The organism is Gracilibacillus halotolerans (assembly GCF_014206945.1).
GTDB classification, from domain to species: domain Bacteria; phylum Bacillota; class Bacilli; order Bacillales; family Amphibacillaceae; genus Gracilibacillus; species Gracilibacillus halotolerans.
In genome coordinates this window covers 58,635-80,956 of record NZ_JACHON010000008.1, presented here as the reverse complement: position 1 = coordinate 80,956, position 22,322 = coordinate 58,635, and the positions used below count along the sequence as shown (strand labels likewise).

General features: G+C 37.6%; 24 protein-coding genes and 1 riboswitch. Of the genes, 16 read left to right on the top strand and 8 right to left on the bottom strand.

Going from position 1 to position 22,322, the window contains the following annotated elements; translation table 11 throughout:
- Positions 1-25: 25 nt before the first annotated feature.
- Complete coding sequence (locus GGQ92_RS09775; RefSeq protein WP_184247843.1) at positions 26-1,435, bottom strand: Glu/Leu/Phe/Val family dehydrogenase; 1,410 nt, start codon at positions 1,433-1,435, stop codon at positions 26-28.
- Between the two features lie 239 nt (positions 1,436-1,674).
- On the opposite strand from GGQ92_RS09775, the gene GGQ92_RS09770 reads away from it, so the two are divergent.
- The 4 genes from GGQ92_RS09770 to GGQ92_RS09755 all read left to right on the top strand — a co-directional run bounded on the left by GGQ92_RS09770 (position 1,675) and on the right by GGQ92_RS09755 (position 5,887).
- Positions 1,675-2,733, top strand: coding sequence for an ABC transporter substrate-binding protein (locus tag GGQ92_RS09770; RefSeq protein WP_184247840.1), 1,059 nt, complete (start codon positions 1,675-1,677; stop codon positions 2,731-2,733).
- 102 nt (positions 2,734-2,835) lie between these two features.
- Positions 2,836-3,825 (top strand): ABC transporter permease, encoded by a 990-nt coding sequence (locus GGQ92_RS09765; protein WP_184247839.1) that lies wholly within the window; start codon positions 2,836-2,838, stop codon positions 3,823-3,825.
- Positions 3,818-4,612, top strand: coding sequence for an ABC transporter ATP-binding protein (locus GGQ92_RS09760; protein WP_184247837.1), 795 nt, complete (start codon positions 3,818-3,820; stop codon positions 4,610-4,612). The genes GGQ92_RS09765 and GGQ92_RS09760 overlap by 8 nt, the downstream gene beginning before the upstream one ends.
- An 84-nt stretch (positions 4,613-4,696) precedes the next feature.
- Positions 4,697-5,887 carry an aminotransferase-like domain-containing protein gene (locus GGQ92_RS09755; protein ID WP_184247833.1) on the top strand — a complete coding sequence of 397 codons (1,191 nt, stop codon included), beginning with the start codon at positions 4,697-4,699 and terminating at the stop codon, positions 5,885-5,887.
- A gap of 49 nt (positions 5,888-5,936) precedes the next feature.
- Here GGQ92_RS09755 and GGQ92_RS09750 read toward each other — a convergent pair whose 3' ends face one another.
- From GGQ92_RS09750 to GGQ92_RS09730, 5 genes are all read right to left on the bottom strand, one after another.
- Positions 5,937-6,380, bottom strand: a complete 444-nt coding sequence (locus GGQ92_RS09750; protein ID WP_184247830.1) for a YueI family protein — start codon at positions 6,378-6,380, stop codon at positions 5,937-5,939.
- Positions 6,381-6,566: 186 nt separating this feature from the next.
- A complete protein-coding gene (locus GGQ92_RS09745; protein WP_184247827.1) occupies positions 6,567-6,953 on the bottom strand; it encodes an ectoine synthase in 387 nt (128 codons plus the stop codon).
- A 113-nt stretch (positions 6,954-7,066) separates the two neighbouring features.
- Positions 7,067-8,338, bottom strand: coding sequence for a diaminobutyrate--2-oxoglutarate transaminase (ectB, locus tag GGQ92_RS09740; protein WP_184247824.1), 1,272 nt, complete (start codon positions 8,336-8,338; stop codon positions 7,067-7,069).
- A 63-nt stretch (positions 8,339-8,401) separates the two neighbouring features.
- On the bottom strand, positions 8,402-8,884 hold the full coding sequence (gene ectA, locus GGQ92_RS09735; protein ID WP_343068807.1) for a diaminobutyrate acetyltransferase: 483 nt from the start codon (positions 8,882-8,884) through the stop codon (positions 8,402-8,404).
- Positions 8,885-9,279: 395 nt separating this feature from the next.
- Positions 9,280-10,749 (bottom strand): catalase, encoded by a 1,470-nt coding sequence (locus GGQ92_RS09730; protein ID WP_184247821.1) that lies wholly within the window; start codon positions 10,747-10,749, stop codon positions 9,280-9,282.
- 351 nt (positions 10,750-11,100) lie between these two features.
- Between GGQ92_RS09730 and GGQ92_RS09725 the strand changes: the two genes are divergently transcribed.
- The 4 genes from GGQ92_RS09725 to ytzI all read left to right on the top strand — a co-directional run bounded on the left by GGQ92_RS09725 (position 11,101) and on the right by ytzI (position 13,697).
- Entirely contained in the window at positions 11,101-11,877 is a 777-nt protein-coding gene (locus GGQ92_RS09725) for an ABC transporter ATP-binding protein (RefSeq protein ID WP_184247818.1), read from the top strand.
- A gap of 18 nt (positions 11,878-11,895) precedes the next feature.
- On the top strand, positions 11,896-12,837 hold the full coding sequence (locus tag GGQ92_RS09720; RefSeq protein ID WP_184247815.1) for a bile acid:sodium symporter family protein: 942 nt from the start codon (positions 11,896-11,898) through the stop codon (positions 12,835-12,837).
- 69 nt (positions 12,838-12,906) lie between these two features.
- On the top strand, positions 12,907-13,260 hold the full coding sequence (locus GGQ92_RS09715; RefSeq protein ID WP_184247902.1) for a DUF1360 domain-containing protein: 354 nt from the start codon (positions 12,907-12,909) through the stop codon (positions 13,258-13,260).
- Positions 13,261-13,529: 269 nt separating this feature from the next.
- Positions 13,530-13,697 (top strand): YtzI protein, encoded by a 168-nt coding sequence (gene ytzI / locus GGQ92_RS09710; protein WP_184247812.1) that lies wholly within the window; start codon positions 13,530-13,532, stop codon positions 13,695-13,697.
- Between the two features lie 23 nt (positions 13,698-13,720).
- Here the strand turns inward: ytzI and GGQ92_RS09705 are convergent, their stop codons facing one another.
- Positions 13,721-14,887: an iron-containing alcohol dehydrogenase gene (locus tag GGQ92_RS09705; RefSeq protein ID WP_184247809.1), complete on the bottom strand. Its 1,167-nt coding sequence runs from the start codon at positions 14,885-14,887 to the stop codon at positions 13,721-13,723.
- 189 nt (positions 14,888-15,076) lie between these two features.
- On the opposite strand from GGQ92_RS09705, the gene GGQ92_RS09700 reads away from it, so the two are divergent.
- Positions 15,077-15,499, top strand: coding sequence for an organic hydroperoxide resistance protein (locus GGQ92_RS09700; protein WP_184247806.1), 423 nt, complete (start codon positions 15,077-15,079; stop codon positions 15,497-15,499).
- Between the two features lie 48 nt (positions 15,500-15,547).
- On the opposite strand, the gene GGQ92_RS09695 is transcribed toward GGQ92_RS09700, so the two are convergent.
- A complete protein-coding gene (locus tag GGQ92_RS09695) occupies positions 15,548-16,744 on the bottom strand; it encodes a CynX/NimT family MFS transporter (RefSeq protein WP_184247804.1) in 1,197 nt (398 codons plus the stop codon).
- 140 nt (positions 16,745-16,884) lie between these two features.
- Between GGQ92_RS09695 and lepB the strand changes: the two genes are divergently transcribed.
- The 7 genes from lepB to thiD (GGQ92_RS09660) all read left to right on the top strand — a co-directional run bounded on the left by lepB (position 16,885) and on the right by thiD (GGQ92_RS09660) (position 22,143).
- A complete protein-coding gene (lepB, locus tag GGQ92_RS09690; RefSeq protein WP_184247802.1) occupies positions 16,885-17,433 on the top strand; it encodes a signal peptidase I in 549 nt (182 codons plus the stop codon).
- Between the two features lie 37 nt (positions 17,434-17,470).
- A riboswitch (TPP riboswitch) is annotated at positions 17,471-17,579 on the top strand.
- Positions 17,580-17,821: 242 nt separating this feature from the next.
- Positions 17,822-18,664, top strand: coding sequence for a bifunctional hydroxymethylpyrimidine kinase/phosphomethylpyrimidine kinase (gene thiD, locus GGQ92_RS09685; RefSeq protein WP_184247799.1), 843 nt, complete (start codon positions 17,822-17,824; stop codon positions 18,662-18,664).
- Positions 18,645-19,451: a hydroxyethylthiazole kinase gene (thiM, locus tag GGQ92_RS09680; RefSeq protein WP_184247796.1), complete on the top strand. Its 807-nt coding sequence runs from the start codon at positions 18,645-18,647 to the stop codon at positions 19,449-19,451. Before thiD (GGQ92_RS09685) ends, thiM begins: the two co-directional genes overlap by 20 nt.
- Entirely contained in the window at positions 19,444-20,094 is a 651-nt protein-coding gene (gene thiE / locus GGQ92_RS09675) for a thiamine phosphate synthase (RefSeq protein WP_184247793.1), read from the top strand. Before thiM ends, thiE begins: the two co-directional genes overlap by 8 nt.
- A gap of 63 nt (positions 20,095-20,157) precedes the next feature.
- Positions 20,158-20,685, top strand: coding sequence for a type 1 glutamine amidotransferase domain-containing protein (locus GGQ92_RS09670; protein ID WP_184247790.1), 528 nt, complete (start codon positions 20,158-20,160; stop codon positions 20,683-20,685).
- 153 nt (positions 20,686-20,838) lie between these two features.
- The gene (locus GGQ92_RS09665) at positions 20,839-21,315 is read left to right on the top strand and encodes a DUF456 family protein (protein ID WP_184247787.1); all 477 of its coding nucleotides are present in this window, start codon (positions 20,839-20,841) and stop codon (positions 21,313-21,315) included.
- 30 nt (positions 21,316-21,345) lie between these two features.
- On the top strand, positions 21,346-22,143 hold the full coding sequence (gene thiD / locus GGQ92_RS09660) for a bifunctional hydroxymethylpyrimidine kinase/phosphomethylpyrimidine kinase (protein WP_184247899.1): 798 nt from the start codon (positions 21,346-21,348) through the stop codon (positions 22,141-22,143).
- Positions 22,144-22,322: the final 179 nt, after the last annotated feature.

Below are 22,322 nucleotides of genomic sequence, written 5' to 3'. Positions count from 1 at the left end.
AAAGGAGTCTGTACTCCTATATTTATTAATAGAGTTTGCCATGACGGAACAATAAAGTAATTAAACGTTGAACCGCGTGAACATAACATGTTTCACGAATACTTGAAAAGCCACTCTTCACATACGCAGTGAATACTTCATGATAGCTTTCTTCCAAGTGCTCATACATCTCTTCATACACTTGTTCTTCTGTGTAACGCTCAATAATTCTTCCTTGTTTCCATTCTAGATAAGAGACGATAACTCCTCCAGCATTCACGAGGATATCAGGGATAACAATCCTACCTTTTTCCTCCAAAATTTTGTCCGCATCACCAGCAACGGGAGCATTGGCCCCTTCGACAATAATTTTAGCCTTTACTTCATGTACATTATTTGACGTAATCTGATTTTCTAAAGCAGCAAGTACTAAGACATCCACATCGATTGTTAAAATAGCGTCTCGGTCCAAAATTTCAGCTTCAATTCCTAGTTGCTCTAATTCTAGTTGTGTTGACGGTAAATGCTTATGTACCCGTGCGTATTCAGTTAGACGAGGAATGTCTAATCCTTTTTCGTGGTAAAGTGTTACACCAACATCACTTATGGCTGTAACTCTGTGATTCAAATTACTACTGTGGTAAGCCTCTAATGCCGCCACACTACCAACGTTTCCGAAGCCCTGTACAGCAAAGGAAATCGTTTCACCTTGGTCGCTCTTTTCAAACAGTTGCTGTAGTAAGGCTACTTGTTCCTTTTGTAGATCAAGCTGCAGGCTATTTGGTGCCTCCGCATGTTGCCGTCCGTATTTTTCAACAAGCCACCAATAGCTATAGTAGGTACCTTTACCAGTAGCTTTGCGTCTTCCTTTAGCACCACCATTTACGATGCTTTTACCTGTAAATGATTCTTGATAGTTTTGCCCGGGGTGAATCGTTTTGTATTCTCCAACCATCCAGTCCATTACTCGAGCATCTGTCCCCATATCTGGAGCAGGAATGTCATGGGTTGGACCTAGGTCATTAGCGAAACGTTGTACATATTTTTGTGAAATACGAAATAGTTCTTTATCGGAATAATTTGTTGGATTAACAACAACTCCACCTTTTGCACCTCCGAAAGGCAAACGATGAAGTGCATTTTTAAGTGTCATTAATACGGCTAGATTCTCTACTTCTTTTTCATTTACAGATTCATTAAATCGAATTCCACCTTTGTAGAATCCAGCAATATTATTATGTTGTACACGGTAGGAAGGGATACGCACAATTTGACCATCATCTTTTCGGACTCGAAGATACGATTTAATCACTTTATCTGTAGTCGTCAAAATCTCCTTAGCCGACTCGAAACGTTTATTGCGTTCCTCACCATCTAACTCTGGTAGGTACTCCGTCATTTGGAATAACGTATCAATACATTTACGAATGGTTTCTTGTGTTGCAGAAGTAGCCATACTATCTCCCCTTTCTATACGTAAAAAGTCTATGTCTATAGTTCTTAAAGTTATTCTCCAAAAAAGGAAGGAGAACTATCTTTAGTTTCTCGTAGATAATTAGAATAAGCAAGAGAAACCAATAATTACTATGCAAAAAACTTCATAGTTTATATACCCATAGACCTAAAGATATGATATAATCTATCGTAAAAGTTTTCAAAAAATTTAAACAATACAGAATATTTGGGGGTAGAGGGATGAGAAAAAATTGGTTAATGCTTCTTATTGTTTCTATGCTTACGTCGATCGTACTCGTAGCATGTGGTTCTTCAGATGATTCCGACAGTTCTACAGAGGAAAGTGACGAGAACACGGAAGCGCAAGAAACGAACGAAGAGGAAGAAGCAACAGAGAGTGGCGAATCGTTTGTTATTGGTGCTACACAAATTGTCGAACACCCGTCACTAGACGCGGCATATGAAGGATTTCAGGCAGCGATTAATGAAGCTGGTTTAGATGTTGAGTTTGTTTTCCAAACAGCAAATGGAGAACAATCGAATGCAGCAACAATTGCAAACAACTTTGTAGCTGACGATGTTGATTTAATCTTTGCGAATTCAACACCTAGTGCTCAAACAGCATTACAAGCAACATCTGATATTCCAATTTTATTTACATCTGTAACGGATGCGGTAGATGCTGGATTAATAGAATCTATGGATCAAGCTGGTGATAATATAACAGGTGTACTAGATATGCATCCTGACGCAGTTCAACAAACCGTAGATTTCATTGATACGTATTTTGAAGGTGCAACGGTAGGTTTTGTTTATAACGCTGGAGAAGCCAACTCTGTTAATCAAGTAAATGCGGTGAAAGAAGCAATTGAAGGAACGAGTCTTTCAACGACAGAGGCAACAGTTGGTAACTCTTCAGAAGTAAATCAATCTGCCACATCTTTAGTTGGAGATGCAGACGTCTTCTATATTGTAACGGATAATATGGTAGTTTCAGCACTTGAATCTGTAATTAGTGTTGCAGAAGAACAAAGTATTCCATTAGTCGTAGCAGAACCTGACTCTGTAAAACGTGGTGGTTTTGTAGCTTATGGATTTGAATATTATGATATTGGCTATCGAACAGGTGAAATGGCAGTTTCTATTTTGACAGGCGAACAATCGATTACGGATATAGCACCTGAATATCCAGGAGACATCGAATTGTATATTAACAAAGATGCAGCGGAAGCCCAAGGTATTGAATGGCAAGATGCTTGGGATGATGAAAATGTTGTAGAGACATCAGCTGCAGAATAATAGGGAAGATGATAGCAAACCTCGACATTTACGAGTTCCAGAGAAAAAATGTCGGGGTTTTCTCAACAATGAGTCGACAGCGCAAAAGAGAGGGAGAGTACTATGTTAATCGCGATTTTCAGCGCAATTGAATCTGGTTTTATTTATGCGCTGATGGCTTTAGGTGTATATCTTTCGTTTCGTATTTTAGATTTCCCGGATTTAACGGTAGATGGAAGCTTTGTGACTGGGGGAGCAGTAGCAGCAATTTCTATTGTGAACGGAGTTCCGCCTGTTTTAGCAACATTTTATGCATTAATAGCTGGTTTTATAGCCGGGATTATTACAGGAGTCTTGAATACGAAGGGAAAGATTAACCCTTTATTATCAGGAATATTAATGATGATTGCACTTTATTCTATTAATCTAAGAATTATGGGTAAACCAAATATTGCCTTATTAAATGAGTCGACTGTATTTAATCAGATAGAAGGATTTTGGGCAAAATTAGGTATTGATGAATTTTTGAATAGTATATTAACGGCTCTTGGAGCAGATCGTTTACCAGGGACATGGGCAGTACTTATTATCATGATTTTAGTGACAATCGTGGTCAAATTCGTGATCGATTACTTCCTAAAAACAGAAGTGGGTCTTGCTTTACGAGCAACAGGCGATAATGAAAAAATGATTCGTAGCTTGTCGGCAAATACGGATAATATGAAAATTATTGGTTTAGGGATATCAAATGGCCTTGTTGCATTATCGGGTGCATTCGTAGCACAAAATGATGGTTTTACGGATGTAAGTGTTGGTATTGGGATGATTGTTATAGGTCTTGCTTCCGTAATTATTGGAGAAGCTATTTTTGGAACCAAAACGATTGCACGTGCTACTCTAGCTGTTATTGCAGGTGCGGTCCTTTATCGTATTGTTTTAACACTTGCCTTAAGAGTCAAGTTTCTTGATACAGGTGATGCAAAGCTCATTACTGCATCTCTAGTAATCATTGCACTTGTAGCTCCAAAGATTATAGAAAGACAGAAAGAAGCCTCCCGAAAAAGGAAGAAGCGAGCCATGTTAGCAGAAGGAGGAGGTGCAGATAATGCTTGATGTACAGAATCTTTCGATTACGTTTAACGAAGGGACGCTTGATGAAAAGAAAGCCCTTCAACATATTAATCTCCACATGAAAAAAGGAGACTTTGTTACCGTCATTGGTAGTAACGGTGCTGGGAAATCTACGTTAATGAACATGATATCTGGTTCATTAAAACCAGATATCGGTCATGTGAAAATTAACGAAAAAGATGTTACGATGCTACCTGAATATAAACGCTCCCAATATATAGGAAGAGTTTTTCAAGATCCTATGGCTGGAACTGCACCAACGATGACAATTGAAGAGAATTTAGCAATGGCATATGCACGTAACAAAAAACGAGGCTTACGTATTGGTGTCAATAAAAAGAGAAAGCAAATGTTTCGAGAGAATCTAGAGCGAATAAACCTCGGTCTTGAAAATCGCTTGAACGCAAAAGTCGGTCTGCTATCAGGTGGGGAACGTCAAGCCTTATCTTTATTAATGGCTACTTTTACCGAGCCTAATATACTTTTACTCGATGAACATACCGCTGCACTTGATCCGGCTCGAGCGGAATTGATTACGAAGTTAACCGGTGAAGTAGTAGAGCAATTTGGATTAACGACATTAATGGTAACTCATAACATGCAACAAGCGCTTGATCTTGGAAATCGATTAATTATGATGGATAAGGGACAAATCATTTTAGAAGTTTCTGGAGAAGAGAAAAAGGCTTTAACGATTGAAAAACTACTTCATGAGTTTCAAAGAATCCGAGGAAAGCAAATGGAAAGTGATCGTGCAGTACTTGGATAGAAGGAAGAGCAAAACAGTTACTTTTACAGTAGCTGTTTTCTTTAAAAGAAAGAATATAATGCGATGAAGGAAGGGATTGTCACCATGAAATACGGATTCTCAGAAAAAGTAAAATATTTAAAGTCATCTGCAGTTAGAGATATATTAAAGGTGATTAATCAAGGAAATATTATTTCGTTTGCTGGTGGATTACCAGAAGAAAAACTTTTTCCAACCGAAGCAGTTTCACAGGCTTTTCATAAGGCGGTTACAACCAACAGGAAAGCATTACAATATGGAGAAACAGAAGGTGTTACAGAACTGCGTCAATGGTTGGCTAATAGAATGAGTAATAAAGGAATAGAACGGTCATTCGAAGATATATTGATCACTTCAGGAAGTCAGCAAGCAATTGATTTATTCTCTCGTGTTATGTTTGATCAAGGCGACGTTATTCTAGCGGAAAATCCAACGTATCTCGCTGCCTTACAAGTGTTTGAATCGTACGGAACAAAAGTAGTTGGAGTAGATTCGGATGAGGACGGAATGGTTATATCGGATTTAGAGAAGAAAATTACGAAATGGAAACCTAAATGCATTTATGTTGTGCCTACTTTTTCGAATCCAACAGGTAAAGTATGGTCATTGGAACGTAGAAAACAAATATTACAATTAGCAGAAAAATACCATGTTGTTATATTTGAGGATGATCCTTATGGGGAACTAAAGTTTAGTTCAGGCGATGTACCACCTCCGATGGCATCCTTGGATAAAAAAGGACTTGTTCTTTATACAAGTACATTCTCAAAAACGGTCGTACCGGCGATGAGGATTGGTTGGATAGCGGGACCACACCAAATTATTAGAATTATGGCGCAAGCAAAGCAAGCAACGGACTTGCATACGAACTCAATAAGTCAGCATGCATTGGTACATTTAGTAAATGATTTTGATATCGATGAACATATTGAGACGATACGTGCTACGTACTACGAGCGAATGCTAGTAATGAAGGATTTACTCGATCGAGTAGATATGGATGGCTTGGAATACCTGGAACCAAAAGGTGGTATGTTCTTTTGGGTAAAGCTTCCTGAAGGTATTAATACGGAAATTTTGTTAGCTGATGCAGTAAAAGAAGGGGTAGCATTTGTTCCGGGAGCTCCTTTCTATGTGGACAATGTGAAGCAAAATACATTACGCATGAACTTTACCAATTCAGAACCAGCAATCATTGAAGAGGGTATGCGTAGATTTGTGAAAGTATTGGAGCAGAATAAAACAACAATAGGCTAGATAATTATTACGCATGTAAAAAAGATTCTCATTAAGAGAATCTTTTTTACTATTCATTAGAGGAACTAAATAATCTTTTCCACCATGGTTGTTTCTCTTTTACACTATTTTTATTGGGAATGTTTTCTTCTGGAAGATGAATGTTTTCAATCTCGATAGCATGATCTAAGGCGATGATTACCCCATATTCACTATCTACTGTCTCATTACGAATATATCTATACGTAAAATTAGAGTCTGTGGCTAGCTGTCGATATGGTTTTAATGTGTTGATATTCATTCTGTCATTGAGTAGCATAACGGCATCAGGATACTTATTTTTAAGTGCTTTAATTTCTGAAATTCCCTTTTTCTGATGTACCTCAGATTTATATATCGCTAATAGAACTCGCTCACGATAGGTTCCAAGATACTTTCGCTTTTCGTCCTGCTTGATTTCCTTAGGTCCGTAGATTCCTTCCGTAATATAATCATCCAGCTTTTTCCCTGACATTTTTTGCACCTCTTCAATTATGGTTGTATGTATCAGTATATAGAACTAAAGAGGATATTTCCAATCAATCCATAAAACCACAATGGCTAGCACTTTTTTAAAAGTGCTAGCCATATTGATAATGGGGATGTGGATTTTTCATGATCAGCTACGAAAAGAGATTATCTATTCAATATTTAAAATAAATTAATCTTCGTCTACTGGATATACACCATTCTCATCGTGTACTTCATTACCTGAAAGTGGTGGATTAAAGACACACACCATACGCATATCTGTTTTAGCACGTAATAAGTGTTCGTCATGTTTATCTAGTGCATATAATGTATCTTTTTGAATAGGCCATACTTTGTTATCGCTAAGTGTCACAACTTCTCCTTCACCTTCGATACAATATACGGACTCAAGGTGATTTTGATACCAAATATGAGTTTCAGTACCAGCCTTAATAATCGTATCATTAACGGAATATCCCATTCCATCCTTCTTTGTAATGAGGCGTCTGCTTACCCAGTTGCCACCATCTACATCATGCTCTGTCCCTAAAATTTCTCCTAGCTTTACTACTTTCATAGACTTTAGTTCCTCCTAATTTTCTCTTTATAAGTATGGGAAGGAAATAAATCCTTCCAATTGTAATCTCAAGGTTTAACTAGGATTACATTATGTGAAAAAATCCAATAGCATTAATTAGTTACAGGATCTTTTACTAACTGTTTGACACTTTCTTCAATAATTTCTAAACCTTTTTTAAGGTCATCTTTTGGAATTGTTAGTGCTGGGAAGAGTTTAAATACTTCATCATTTGGCCCAGCTGTTTCCATGATAAGACCTTTTTCAAATGCCGCTGCCGCAACTTTCTCAGCTAAACCTTCTACTTCAGAAGCAATACCGATCATTAAGCCACGACCACGTACTTCCCCTTTGATTTCTGGATACTCAGTAACAATATTTGTTAAGAACTCTCGAACGATCTCTGATTTCTCAAGAATTTCTTTTTCAAAAGAGTCATCCTTCCAAAAATCTAAAGAAGCAGTAGCTGTAATAAAGGCATGGTTGTTCCCTCGGAAGGTACCATTATGTTCACCTGGTTGCCAGATGTCATGCTCCGGTTTTATTAATGTAACGGATAAAGGTAATCCATAACCGCTTAATGATTTAGATAAGCAGACAATATCTGGTTTGATACCAGCGGCTTCAAAGCTAAAGAATGTACCAGTACGGCCAATTCCTGCTTGAACATCGTCAATAATAAGGAGAATACCCCAACGACGACAAATGTTTTCCAGCTTCTTCAACCATTCAAAGCGAGCGGCATTAATACCACCTTCACCTTGTACGGTCTCAACGATCATGGCTGCAGGAATAGCAACACCACTTCCGCTATCTTCAAGGAATCGCTCCAAATACGTAAGCGAATCATGATCGTCTACATAGTTGTCGTATGCCATCGTTACCGTATTTTGTAACGGGATACCAGCGCCTTTTCGTTTCATAGAGTTACCTGTAACAGATAAGGATCCAATTGTCATACCATGGAATCCACCTGTAAAACTAATAATATCTGTACGGCCTGTTACTTTACGTGCTAGCTTCAAGGCACTCTCCACTGTGTTTGTACCAGTTGGACCAGGGAACATAATTTTATAATCAAGTCCACGAGGTTTTAAGATTACATCTTGAAATTTTTTAATAAAATCTACTTTTGCAGTAGAAGCCATATCTAAAGAATGTGTGATGCCATCATCCAAAATATAGTCTACTAACTTTTGCTTCATATGGTCGTCGTTGTGACCGTAGTTTAGTGCGCCAGCACCTGAAAAGAAATCAATATATTCCTTTCCAGCTTCGTCCCACAGCTTGTGACCTTTTGCCTTCGTGAATACTGCAGGGAAGTTTCGTACATAGCTTCTTACAACAGACTCATGCTCTTTAATAATATTTAATTTCTTATCCATGTATTAATATCCTCCTAAAAGAGTTTAATAACTTACATTTATAATCAGAATTTTCGGAAAAAATCACGTGTGCAAAGGTCCTACCACGAAACGTAATTCCTCTTCGTGTCCATCACCTGGGAATATATCTTCTGTAAAAAACTCGCCAGAAGTAATATCTGTCCTATAATCACGTGCAAGCTTTTGGAAAAGTGATTGAGATGCTTTATTTGAAGGAGTAATGGTAGCTTCTACATATTGTATTTTCTGCAAGGAACTTTGCTCTAATAAGTAATGAAGCATCTTAGTAGCGATTCCTTTTCCTTGCTGAGAGCTATCCACGCCAACTTGCCAAATAAAGAGCGTATCAGGTTTTTTCGGAGAAATAAAAGCGGTAATAAATCCAACCACTTGATTGTGCTGTTTGGCAACAACACATGTGTCTCTAAAATACTCACTCATTAAAATGTACTTATAAGGGGAGTTCGTATCTAATGTGGACTTTTCAGCCAAGGACCACATTGCAGCTCCATCTTCTTTAGATGGATGAGTAAAGACAACATTAATAGCAGATTCAACTTTTGAGCTAATAACGATTTACTCCTTTCCGATGGTGCAAAATATAAATTGTTTTTTCGTACATGTATTATCATAAAGAAATAACCAATCATTCTCAAATCGCTTACAGCAGGATTAAGCAGGATTAAACATGATTTTTTTTGGTAAGGGCCATCATGCGGTTGGAGGTTTATAAATCCTTGTTTATAATCCCATATCCTCTTGTATAGTGAATATTTGCCAAAATTATTGATTATTTCTGAACTTTTAATTCCCTGCTTGCTAACTTTTAAACTTTTTCTTAGAGAAAAACAAATTTGTACAGTAGTTTAATAGTAAAGTGGACATAAAAAAAGTGATAGCAAACCAAAGAATATTGGTTGCTATCACTCGAATTAGTATTTTTATTTTTCAGGGTAAATTGGTGTTTGAGAGCCGATACGTTTTTCAACACCTGCAGCTAACTCAGGATCTACTTTCTCAAACAATTTTAATTGACGCTCTACAATGCCTTCGCGTGTAACTCCACTTAGATGGCTTGCGAAGTTTTCCATGAGACGCACACGCTCTTCATCGTTTAAAACATCGCGGAATAGCGCGCCTGGCTGAGAATAATGGTCATCGCTATCATGAGCTACACTATCAGCAAAACCAGAGACTTCAAATGGACTTATTTTATTTTCTGGAGTTTCTTTTGGTGCATCTGCAAAACTATTTGGTTCATAGTTTGGAGCACTTCCACCGTTCTCATCAAAACGCATATATCCTGCTCTCTGATAATTTTGAGCTTCATTCTTAGAACGATTAATAGGAAGTAACTGATGGTTCGTTCCAACACGATATCTATGTGCATCTGCATAAGCAAACAAACGTCCTTGAAGCATTTTATCTGGTGATGCTTCAATACCAGGTACGAAGTTAGCTGGAGAGAATGCAGCTTGCTCTACTTCAGCAAAGTAGTTTTCAGGGTTTCTATTTAATACTAATTTACCTACTTCAATTAATGGATAATCTTTATGTGACCAAACTTTTGTTACATCAAATGGATCGTAACGATAGTGTGGTGCTTCAGCAACAGGCATAATTTGAACGCTTAATGTCCATGATGGATGGTTTCCTTCAGCTATTGCATTAAATAAATCTTCCGTATGGTAATCTGGGTTTTCTCCAGCTAACTTAGCAGCTAGATCAACATCTAGATTTTTCACACCTTGATCTGTATGGAAGTGATATTTAATAAAGAAAGCTTCTCCCGCTTTATTTACCCATTTAAATGTATGGCTTCCATAACCATTCATATGGCGAAACGTAGCTGGAATACCACGATCACTATGAAGGTACGTAATTTGGTGTAATGACTCAGGCGACAAGGACCAGAAATCCCAAACCATATTAGGGTCTTTTAAGTTTGTTTGAGGATTTCTTTTTTGAGTATGAATAAAGTCTGGGAATTTAATAGCATCGCGAACAAAGAAGATCGGTGTATTGTTCCCTACTAGATCATAGTTTCCTTCTTCTGTATAGAATTTTACAGCAAAACCACGAGGATCACGTACTGTGTCAGCTGAACCTAACTCCCCAGCAACTGTTGAAAAACGTAAGAATACTGGTGTTTCTTTACCTACTTCTGAAAGGAAATCTGCCTTTGTATAGTTAGATACATCATTTGTCACTTTAAAGTAACCATGAGCTCCAGCACCTTTTGCGTGTACAACACGTTCTGGAACACGTTCACGGTTGAAGTGTGCTAGCTTTTCAATTAAATGCATATCTTGTATTAATGTAGGACCGTGTTGTCCAGCTGTAATAGAGTTTTGGTTGTCCCCTACTGGAATACCTGAAGCGGTCGTTAAGTATTTTTTCTCGTTACTCATTAAAACAACTCCTTATTTATAATAATTATCGTATAACTATATTATAATACTATTTTTATAAAAATCAATATCTATTTATAATAATTTTAAATAAAAAAGAGACCTTTATCGATATAAAGGCCTCTTAAGGAATGAGAATAAAGACTCTTTTGTTGTTTGGGGGTAACAAAAGATATTAATTTTTGTCTGAGAAAGTAAATACGTGATGTCTCAATTCTCATTATAACCTTATTGAGAATCATTTTCAATGGTGAATTATAAAAAATAATCGACAATAAAAATCGACAATTTATATAGAAAGAAAAAACATTGGATTCGATGTATACTTATAGGGAAAGGTGGGACAGAAATATGGTATTAGACTTAAAAGGTGTAAGTTTAAAAAGAGATGGAAACTGTATATTAGAAAACATTGACTGGAAAATAAATGATGGAGAACACTGGGTTTTATTTGGATTGAATGGAGCAGGAAAAACAGCGCTCTTGCATATGTTATGTGCTTACTATTTTCCGACAAAGGGTAAGGTGACGGTCCTAGGTAGAGAATTTGGGAAAGATGTACTCGGAGAAAATCTACGTCAACAAATCGGGATTGTTTCTTCCACCATCAAGCAAAGGATGTATGGGGAGGATACCGCTTATCACGTTGTATTAAGTGGAGGATTTGCATCTATTGGATTATATCAAACGCCAACGGATGAAATGCGAGAAAAGGCACAGGCTATATTAAAGGAATTAGATTGTTTTCATTATGCTAACAGACCATACAGAACCTTGTCCCAAGGAGAACAACAAAGAGTTTTAATTGGAAGAGCTTTAATGAATAATCCCCAATTATTAATATTAGATGAGCCTACAACTGGTTTAGACTTTATTGCACGAGAAGCATTGTTAGAGTCTATTGAAACAATAAGCAGTAAAGATGGTGGACCATCTATTATCTATGTTACGCACCATACTGATGAAATATTACCAACGTTTCGTAACGTTTTATTATTAAAAGATGGACAAGTTTATCGACAAGGTGCGACAAAGGAATTGATATCCAATGAGGTACTATCTGCATTTTTCGACATGGAGATAGAAGTAAACTGGGAGAGAAAAAGACCTTCCATCTACAAGAAATAGCACCTAGGAGTTTGATGTATGCTTAATCGTTTGAATACACTATTACAAAAAATAATGCCATTTATAGCACCATCCAGTGTAGTGATTGGTGTTCTTTTTTCTGGTTTTTTCCTTCCTTTGGAAAGTGCTGTAATATGGATATTTGCTTTCATGACATTTGCAGGTAGTCTAAGTCTTAATTTTATGTCTTTATATCGTGTGATTACCCATCCATTACCTGTAATTATTGCTCTTTTGATTTTACATATCATTATGCCGCTGTGGGCCTGGTTTATTGGTTGGATTACTTTTCCTAATGAACCTTACACGATTATTGGCATGGTACTAGCTATGTTGATCCCAACAGGTATTACGAGTTTTATTTGGGTATCTATAAATAAAGGAAATATCGCGCTAACATTATCAATTATCCTCATTGACACTATACTGTCTCCTTTTATTGTCCCATTTGCGTTAAGTTTATTTGTGGGTAGTTCTGTAGAGTTAGACGTATGGGCGATGGTGAGGGGTCTAATGATTATGATTGTTATCCCTTCTGTACTAGGTATGATCTTAAATGAATGGAGTCATGGAAAGATTCATGAAAAATGGAGTCCGAAATTAGCCCCTTTTTCTAAACTTGCTCTTGCAATAGTTATTATGATAAACAGTGCAGAGGTTGCACCTTATCTAAAGAATATTAATTTGCATCTAATCAAAATAGCTATCATTATGTTTTTCATTGCAGCAAGTGGATATTTACTAGCTTGGTTACTAGCGAGGAGTTTCAAACAACAAAAGAAAGAAGTCATTTCCTTAACGTTTAGTAGTGGTATGCGTAATATAAGTGCAGGTGCCGTGATTGCTGTTCAATATTTTCCAGGTCCTGTTGCTGTGCCAGTAGTAGTAGGGATGCTGTTTCAACAGGTACTAGCAGCGCTGTATAGTAAGTTGATACCTATCCTACACCGTAACAAATAAAAAAGTCAGCGGATTCTCTTCTCACTTTCTTTCCACCTGAATATAGTGTTAGGGAGGAGAGAGGTTGTGATGATGATGATTTCTTGGTTCACTTTCGTGCTGCTTTCTTTTGCTTCCTTTAGGCTTACTCGATTAGTTGTTTATGACAAAATAACAGCTTTTTTGAGAGCTCCTTTTTTAGAACGGGAAATAGTTAGCTTAGAGGATGGTTCTATGGAAGAACAAATAACGATAAAAGGAAAAGGCATTCGTTATGGGATAGGTTCGTTGTTAAGTTGTTATTGGTGTGTTGGAATATGGACAGCTGCCATTCTCTGTATTGGTTTATATTTTTTTAATCCGATCTTTATGCCAATAGTTATCATCCTAGCAGTGGCGGGGGTCGCGGCAATTATCGAAACGATTGTTTCCTATTTTTTATAGGAGTATGCCCGTACTTATATGTTAGATTGTCATATAAATATAGTAAGTCCGTTGTTATTTTGGTAAAGAAGGGAAGCTACATTATGCAAACCATTCATATTAATAAGAAGAAAAAAGCGAAAAAAAGAAAAGGGTGCAGTTGTTTAGTTCCTAAAAGGTCAAAAGAAAACTAAAACGAATGATTTACATGTCTAGTTAGAACTCCTTCCCTATGTTATAATGAACGATAATACTAGATACAGCGTTATTGGGGAGGACAGAACACACACATGTGGATCATATTTGTTGTCTTAATCCTATGTTCAGTTATTGTAGCATGGCTGTCCATTATCACTTTAAATAAAGGCTATGGCTATAAACAAACCATTGACCCGTTACCAAGGGAAGAAAATAAGAAAGAGCAACAGGCATCAAAAAATGGTAAGGTGAATAAATAATTCACCTTACCATTTTTCATATATTATAATGAACGCTGATAAATTTTTTCTGCATCTTCGCGATTAAGCTTTTTAAAGTTACCAAACTCAGAACGTGCAGTTACCGTTCTAGCCGCCATCGCATCAATAGAATCAGCATCTATATCATAATCAGCTAGTCGCGAAGGTGCGCCAATACTATTCCAAAATTCACGTAGCTTCTTAACACCCTCTAAACCAACTTCTTTGTCTGTTTTACCTTCAGGGTTTACGCCAAATACTCGAATTGCTAATTTCTTAAAGCGTGCTGGGTTTTCGTCTATTACATATTCCATCCAATGAGGGAACAATATCGCAAGTCCTCCACCGTGAGGGATATCATGTACAGCCGATACGGCATGTTCTAAATTATGTGTAGCCCAATCGCCGTGGTATCCCATGTTTACCATGCCGTTCAACGCCATTGTACCATTATATAAAATCGTTGTTCGATGTTTCGTACTTTCAAGATTTTCTAATAACTTCGGAGCAGTTTCTATAACAGTTAATAAGATGCCTTCTACCATACGATCTTGGAGTAAGGTATTATCTTCATGATGAAAATAATGCTCTAAAGCGTGTGACATTATATCTACTATGCCATAAATCGTTTGATCGCGTGGAACTGTTTTAGTGAAATCGGGATCTAGTATGGAAAACTGAGGGTATGTATAAGGACTCCCCCAACCGTGTTTTTCTTTCGTTTCCCAGTTTGTAATAACAGAGCCAGAATTCATTTCAGAACCAGTCGCTGCTAAAGTTAATACAGTTCCAAAAGGTAGAGCTTCGTCAATATGTACTTTCTTCGTAACAATATCCCAAATATCAGCTTCAGATTGAGCTCCAGCGGCAATTGCCTTCGTACAGTCAATCGTACTTCCGCCTCCTACAGCTAAAATAAAATCGATTTTTTCTTTTTTACAAATATCGATTCCTTTCCTTGCAGTAGTTGCTCTTGGATTTGGTTCGACGCCACTTAACTCGAATATTTGTTTATTAGCTTTTTTAAGTAGCCCAATTACCTGGTCATACAAGCCGCTTTTCTTAATGCTACCTCCTCCGTAAACAAGGAGTATATTAGGGCCGTATTGATCCAGTTCATTTTCTAGGTTGCTTAATTGACCTTGTCCAAAATAAAGCTTTGTCGGATTATGGAAAAAGAAATTTTGCACGTAAATCCCTCCTTATGATTAAATATGACAATAATCTTACGTACTGTAAAGTAATTTGTCTATTGTTGACATGAATTACCAAGATGATTATATCATGGATGTGTTTAAATAATGGAGAAAAAGGAATAGTATTGGTAGACTAGAAATGGAAGCTTGTCCCAAGCAAATCTAATTAGAGGAGTGGATAGTATGAGTAACGTATTATTTACATCAAAGGCAACTGCAAAAGGCGGCCGTGATGGTCATGTTAAGTCGGAAGATGGTTTAATCGATTTAAAACTAGTTAACCCGGGTAGTGGAAGTAAAGAAACGGGTGCAAATCCGGAGCAATTGTTTGCAGCTGGTTATTCTGCGTGCTTTGATGGAGCGTTAAACCTTATTGCATCTCGAGAGAAAAAGGAAATCGACTCATCTATCACTGCAGAGGTGAGTTTAATAAAAGATGAGTCTGATGGTGGCTTTAAAATCGGTGTTGTTTTAAACGCTGAGATTAAAGGAGTTTCCCAAGAAGAAGCAGAACAGCTAGTTGAAAAAGCTCACGATTTCTGCCCGTACTCAAAAGCTACAAGAGGAAATATTGACGTAGAAGTTAAAGCAAAAGCTGTTTCATAATATAAAGAAAAGCATAGGAGCTAGACCAAAAAACCAACTCTTCATTCATTAAGAGTTGGTTTTTTCTTCTAATACATATTTGTCACGACTTGCTCCAAGTCCGAAAATAAGCGTTAATACCGACACCACAATAATTACGATGATTGCTGTATTCCAAGACGCGGTTATATCGAAGATAAGACCAATGAGGAATGGACCAGTTGCAGCTAATAAATAACCAAAGGATTGTGCCATACCTGAAAGCTCTGCAGCTTGATAAGGGTTTACCGTTCTTAATCCAAGGAAAGCTAATGCAAGACTAATCGATGACCCGAGTAATATACCGATAAGCGTCACCCAGATCGTGGTCACTACTGTATTATTCTCAAATAAAAGTCCGATATAGCCGATGATGCCTGATAAGCTAAATATCCAGACGATGATATGTTGTTTCTTAAGTCTACTAGCGATAATAGGAGTAAAGAAAGTAGCGGGTAAACTAATTAGCTGCATATAAGCTACATACCATCCAGCTGTTGTTGGTGAAAAACCGTCCGCGATTAAAATCTCAGCAAGCCATGAAATGGTGACGTAAAACAGGAATGATTGCAAGCCCATAAAAAGGGTTACTTGCCAAGCAACACGTGATTTTAATAATTTTAAAGCATTTGGCTCATACACCTCTACCGTTTGCTCTGTCTTCGTTCCTCTTAAAACGAATACCCAAATAATGATAGCAATTACAGCTAGCACACCCCAGCTTGCCAATGACCAACGCCAACCAAGGCCGACCCCTTCTGTTAAAGGAACCGAGAGTCCTGACCCAATTGCTGCAAATCCAGACATTGCTGTTGTGTAGACTCCTGTCATTGGCCCGATAAGGTTAGGGAATTTACTTTTTATAAGGCTTGGCAGAAGAACATTCATGATTGCTATTCCTACACCAATGAGAATCGTACCAATAAATAATAAAATGGTGGGAGGTAGCGATCGTATTAATATACCACTTAATAATATTACTAAGCCATAGAGTAATGTTTTCTCATTGCCAAGTCGATTAGCTAACCTGGGAGCAATTGGAGACATAACTGCAAAAGCAAGTAGTGGTAGACTTGTCATCAGTCCAACGATACTGGTGTGTAAGCCAACACTATCACGAATCGTTGTAATAATTGGGCCTACTGCAGTTATAGCGGGACGTAAATTAAACGATATTAAAATTATCCCAATAATAAACAGGACTAGACTGTATTTCTTCTTATTCATAAACCGTCACCTTTATAATTATGATATAATCTACAATTAATATAATACATAACCTTCTAACCATGATTCTTTTTAATATTATGTTAGAATAACATATATAGATGGGGAGAAGAAAGATTTTGATTGAAAGAAGGTCAACAATGGAAAATAAGTGGATTGCAGAAATATTCTCATGGTTAAAAGCACTTCTTATTGCGTTAGTTATTGTATTATTGTTTCGTCACTTTCTTATCACGCCTTCTGTTGTAAAAGGTGAATCGATGATGCCCAATCTACAGGATGGTGACCGCATCATATTAAGCAAGATTAGTGAAATCAATCGTTTTGACGAAATAGCATTTAAAGCACCAGATGCTGATGACAATTATGTAAAACGTGTAATTGGAGTTCCTGGTGATACGGTTGAAATGAGAAACGACCAATTGATTATTAATGGACAGGAATTTGAAGAGCCTTACTTAGATGAGTTCAAAGAGAGTTTGAGTGATGGATACACTCTAACTGAGGATTTTACTCTTGAAACATTAACTGGTCAAGAAAAGGTACCAGAAGGTAAATTTTTTGTCTTAGGTGATAACAGACAACGTAGTAAAGATAGCCGTATGTTTGGCTTTATAGATGAAGAGACAGTTATCGGAGATGTGAAATTCCGGATTTGGCCAATTCAATCCATTGGCCCACTTCCATAATCTATGATATATTGAAATTCAAATTTATATACTAGTAACTTTCCGCTAGGGGTGCTGTGAAAACAGCTGAGATAAGAATCGTATTCTTTATCCCTTCGAACCTGAACTTGGTTAATACCAGCGTAGGGAAGTGGAGAGGTCGAAAAGGCAAATGAATGCTTCTTACAATTAGAAGGTTAAGGACGAACAAATTCGTCTTTATTGTCTTTGTAAACCACTCCAATAATATGGGGTGGTTTTTTGTTTACTATAAAAATTTAAGTTTCACGTATTAGTGCAATGAGGGCAACCGACTGCGTTAATCAAGTTTTCATAATGAGAAGAACATTTTAAAGAAAAAATTGGAGACGCAAAAATGGATTTTGTCTCCATCTAGGGAGGAATTGTAATGAGTACAGTAAAAAGTGCTTTAACAATAGCTGGTACTGATCCAACAGGTGGTGCAGGAATCCAAGCTGATTTAAAGGTTTTTCAAGAAAGAGAAGTATTTGGGATGAGTGTAGTTACTTCTGTTGTTGCACAGAATACAGAAGGTGTTCGCGCTGTCCAGCATTTGGACGTCCCATTTATTGAACAGCAATTAGATGCGGTATTAGAAGATATTACTCCTGATGCGATTAAAACAGGAATGATTGCTACTGTAGAAATGATGGAATTAATAGCTCGTAAATTAAAGAACAGTTCGATTCCTTATGTGATAGATCCTGTGATGGTAGCAAAAAGTGGTGATTCGTTAATGGATGATACATCTCGACAAGTCATCCGCGAAACACTAATCCCTCTAGCTACGGTCGTAACACCAAATGTTCCGGAAGCAGAAATACTAACTGGAATAGAAATTGCTACGCAAGCAGACCAGAAGCTTGCTGCCAAATATATTGTAGAGGAATTGGGTGCTAAAGCTGCAATTGTAAAGGGTGGTCATCTAACAGGGGAGGAAACAGAAGACATCCTATACACGGATGGTCATTACACGTCTTATTATTCTGAAAGATTTCAGACAAAACATACACATGGTACTGGTTGTACGTTTTCCGCAGCTATAGCCGCAGAATTAGCAAAAGGTAAATCGATAGAGGAAGCTACATCTATCGGTAAGGAATTCATTCGTGATGCGATTCAATTTAGCCTTGAAATTGGAAAAGGTAATGGACCAACGAATGCATGGGGTTTAAGATTACAAGGTTTACCGAACGAAGGGGAGAATGTTCATGGGGCACCTATTAGATAAAGTTAGAGAAAATGAACCTCTTATTCATAATATTACGAACAAAGTTGTCACTAATTTTACGGCGAACGGATTGTATGCCGTTGGCGCAGCTCCAGTTATGGCGAATGCGATAGAAGAAGTGGAAGAGATGGCATCAATAGCAGGAGCTGTCATACTAAATATTGGTACATTAACGACCGAACAAGTAGAAGCGATGGTACTAGCGGGAAAATCAGCTAATAAGAACGGTACTCCTGTTGTGTTAGATCCAGTTGGAGCAGGAGCGACCTCGATGCGCACGAAGGCAGCACATCGTATTATCGAAGAAGTGGAACTATCATTAATCCGTGGAAACAGTGGAGAAATAGCGGCTTTATCTGGTGTTGAGACGGAGGTAAAGGGTGTAGACGGTATATCAGAATTAGCTAAGGAAGAACTGGCGAAGCAGGCATTTAATCAATGGAAAGTTCCTATCGTCATTACTGGACCTGAAGATGTTGTTTGGGACGGTAAAGAAGGGATCAGTATTTTCAACGGACACCCATTACTTACAAAGGTAACTGGTGCCGGGTGCTTATTATCATCTGTTATAGGAGCATTTTTAGCAGTCGAGAAAAATGTTTTACAAGCTGCAGAATCGGCATTATCGTTTTATGGAGTAGCAGCGGAACGAGCAGCGAAAAAGACGTCCTTGCCAGGTTCCTTTCAAATAGAATTTTTGAACTCATTGTACGACACAACAAGTGAAATAGTGGAAGAGAATAAGCGTGTTAGTCCTTTTACAGAGGCGGTAAAGTCTAATGGATAAATCATGGTTACGATTGTACTTTATTTTAGGTAGCAATAATGTGCCAGAGGATACGAATGTCTTATCCGTGCTCGAGGATGCTTTAAAAGGAGGTATTACCCTTTTTCAATTTAGAGAAAAGGGTATAGGAGCAAGGCAAGGATTAGAAAAAGTAGAACTAGCGAAACAAATGCAAGCCTTATGCCAACAATATAATGTGCCTTTTCTTGTGAATGATGATATCGACTTAGCTCTTGAAATAGGTGCAGATGGTGTGCATGTTGGTCAGGATGATAAGCCAATTGAAGAAATTCGAGCGATCTGTCCAAAGAATTGGATAATTGGAGTATCTGCTACTAATACCGACCAGGCCGTTACCGCAAAAGAAAATGGTGCCGATTATATCGGAGTAGGTCCCATCTATGCTACGAAAACAAAGGAAGATGCAAAAAAGCCCATCGGAACGGAAGGATTACAGGCGATAAGAGAGGCTGTTGGCAATTTGCCAATTGTCACGATTGGTGGGATTCGATTAGGTCACGTTTTTGATTTAATCCATTCTGGAGCTGACGGAGTATCCGTTATTTCCTCTATTTCTAAAGCAGAGAATCCTGAGAGAATGGCGAGAGTATTTTCAGAACATCTTCAGTTTAGCGTTCGTTAATTCGAACTTCTTATTTATATTTGTTAAACTAATAATAGAGTCGTTATAAAAGGAGGCTATCAATTGCGCTTAGCTAATAAAAAAGTAATTGCGCTCGTAGATGAAGAATTTGAAGATTTAGAGCTATGGTACCCTGTCCTTCGTTTGAGAGAAGAAGGAACACAGGTGGATCTTGTAGGGGAAGAAAAAGGGAAAACGTATATCGGAAAATACGGTGTTCCTGCTACTAGTGATTTTGCTTTTAATGATATTAATATTGATGATTATGATGGTATTTTAGTTCCTGGTGGTTGGGCTCCTGATAAATTAAGACGATATCCAGAAGTGTTAGATATGGTTCGTACAATGGATGAACAACAAAAGCCAATTGGACAAATTTGCCATGCGGGTTGGGTATTAATTTCTGCCGGTATCCTGCGAGGAAAGAAAGTAACAAGTACACCTGGAATTAAAGATGACATGACAAATGCAGGCTCACTCTGGTTTGATGAAGCAGTAGTTACGGATGGACATATTATTTCTAGTAGAAGACCACCTGATTTACCGCCATATGTGAAAGCATTTGCGGACCGCTTAGCAGAACAAGCATAAAAGAGACCGAGTAATGGAAGTCATAAGGGGAAGTTTACCTAGCTGGATATTCAGCTAGGCTTTTTCCTTTTCCGCGAAAATGGTATTATTAAACCTTAAGGAAGAATAATCGCAGATTACAACTTAAAAACATAGAGAAAGAGGAGTTGCTAAGTGGAAGTTTTATGGTGGATATTGATTGTTGTAAGTTTTATTGCAGCATTTGCAGGTATGATTTTTCCGATTATACCATCCGTACTGATGCTATGGATTGGATTTTTTATCTACCAATTCTTGCTAACAGACACGAATATCGGTGTAGTATTCTGGATTGCAATGTCAATCTGGACCGTTATATTAATTTTTGCTGATATTGTTGCGAATAGTTATTTTGTGAAAAAGTATGGTGGAAGTAAAGCTGGTGAAAGAGTGGCTGCAATTGGAGTGATTGTTGGTTCTTTTATTATCCCGCCTTTTGGAATCATTATCGTACCGTTTGTGGCCGTATTTATTACCGAACTTATTATAAAGAAAACAGGAAAAGAAGCTATGTTGGCGGCTGTAGGATCTCTCATTGGTTTTCTAAGCGGAACGATTGCCAAAATAGTGATTCAACTCGTCATGATTATTTGGTTCTTTATTGCAATCTAACAGTTAACTGGAGAAATAGAGGTGTCAGACATGAAGCGTGTTGTAACCATTGCTGGAGCAGCTGCACAAGGTAGTGCTGGGATCCAGGCAGATTTGAAAACTTTTCAAGAAAGAGATGTTTATGGCATGGCAGTCATTACCGCTACTGTTGCACGCCATTCAAAAGCTACCAAAGGCATATATATCCGTTCTATAGAAGAAATTGAAGATCAATTTTATACCATCCAGGAAAGGGTGGGCTTCGATGCCATAAAGACAGGCATGCTATTTTCAGAGGAAATAATTAAGAAGACTGTCGAGTTAATTGATTCGCAATCAACATCTACTCTTGTGGTTGATCCAGTAATGGTTGGGAAAATGGGTTCGCAACTATTACAGGATAGCGCGATTACTGTATTGAAAAATGAATTAATACCAAAGGCTACCGTTATAACACCTAATCGTCTAGAAGCCTCTAAATTATTGGACCGAGAGGTAATAGCTGAAAAAAGTGAGTTAATTCAAGCTGCAATCGATTTGCATAAGCTTGGTGCAAAACACGTTGTACTTACTGGTGGGGTTGTAGGACAAGAAGCAATCGACGTTTATTATAACGGTCAGGAGTCATACGTGCTTAGAAATGAAGCAATAAAGACGGTGAATACAAGCGGCGCAGGTTGTACCTTTGCAGCGTGCTTAACAGCAGAATTAGCGAAAAACACGCCTGTTTATGAAGCTGTGAAGATAAGCAAGGACGTGGTTTATCAGGCAATTAAGCACAGTCTATCCTTTGGTGAAGGTGTTGGCTCAGTAAGGCATGGAGCTTATCGGCAATGTAATGATGGATGAGGATTTTTTGCAATATAGATAAAATAGAAATGTGAGGAAACCAAGTCAGTACATGCATGACTTGGTTTTCTTCGTGTAAATTTAAGTAAAGTAGTAATTTTATGTTTATGATAGGTGTAATACATTTAGATTCATTTGATTAGAATTTAAAATAAACTACTCTCATTACACTCTATACT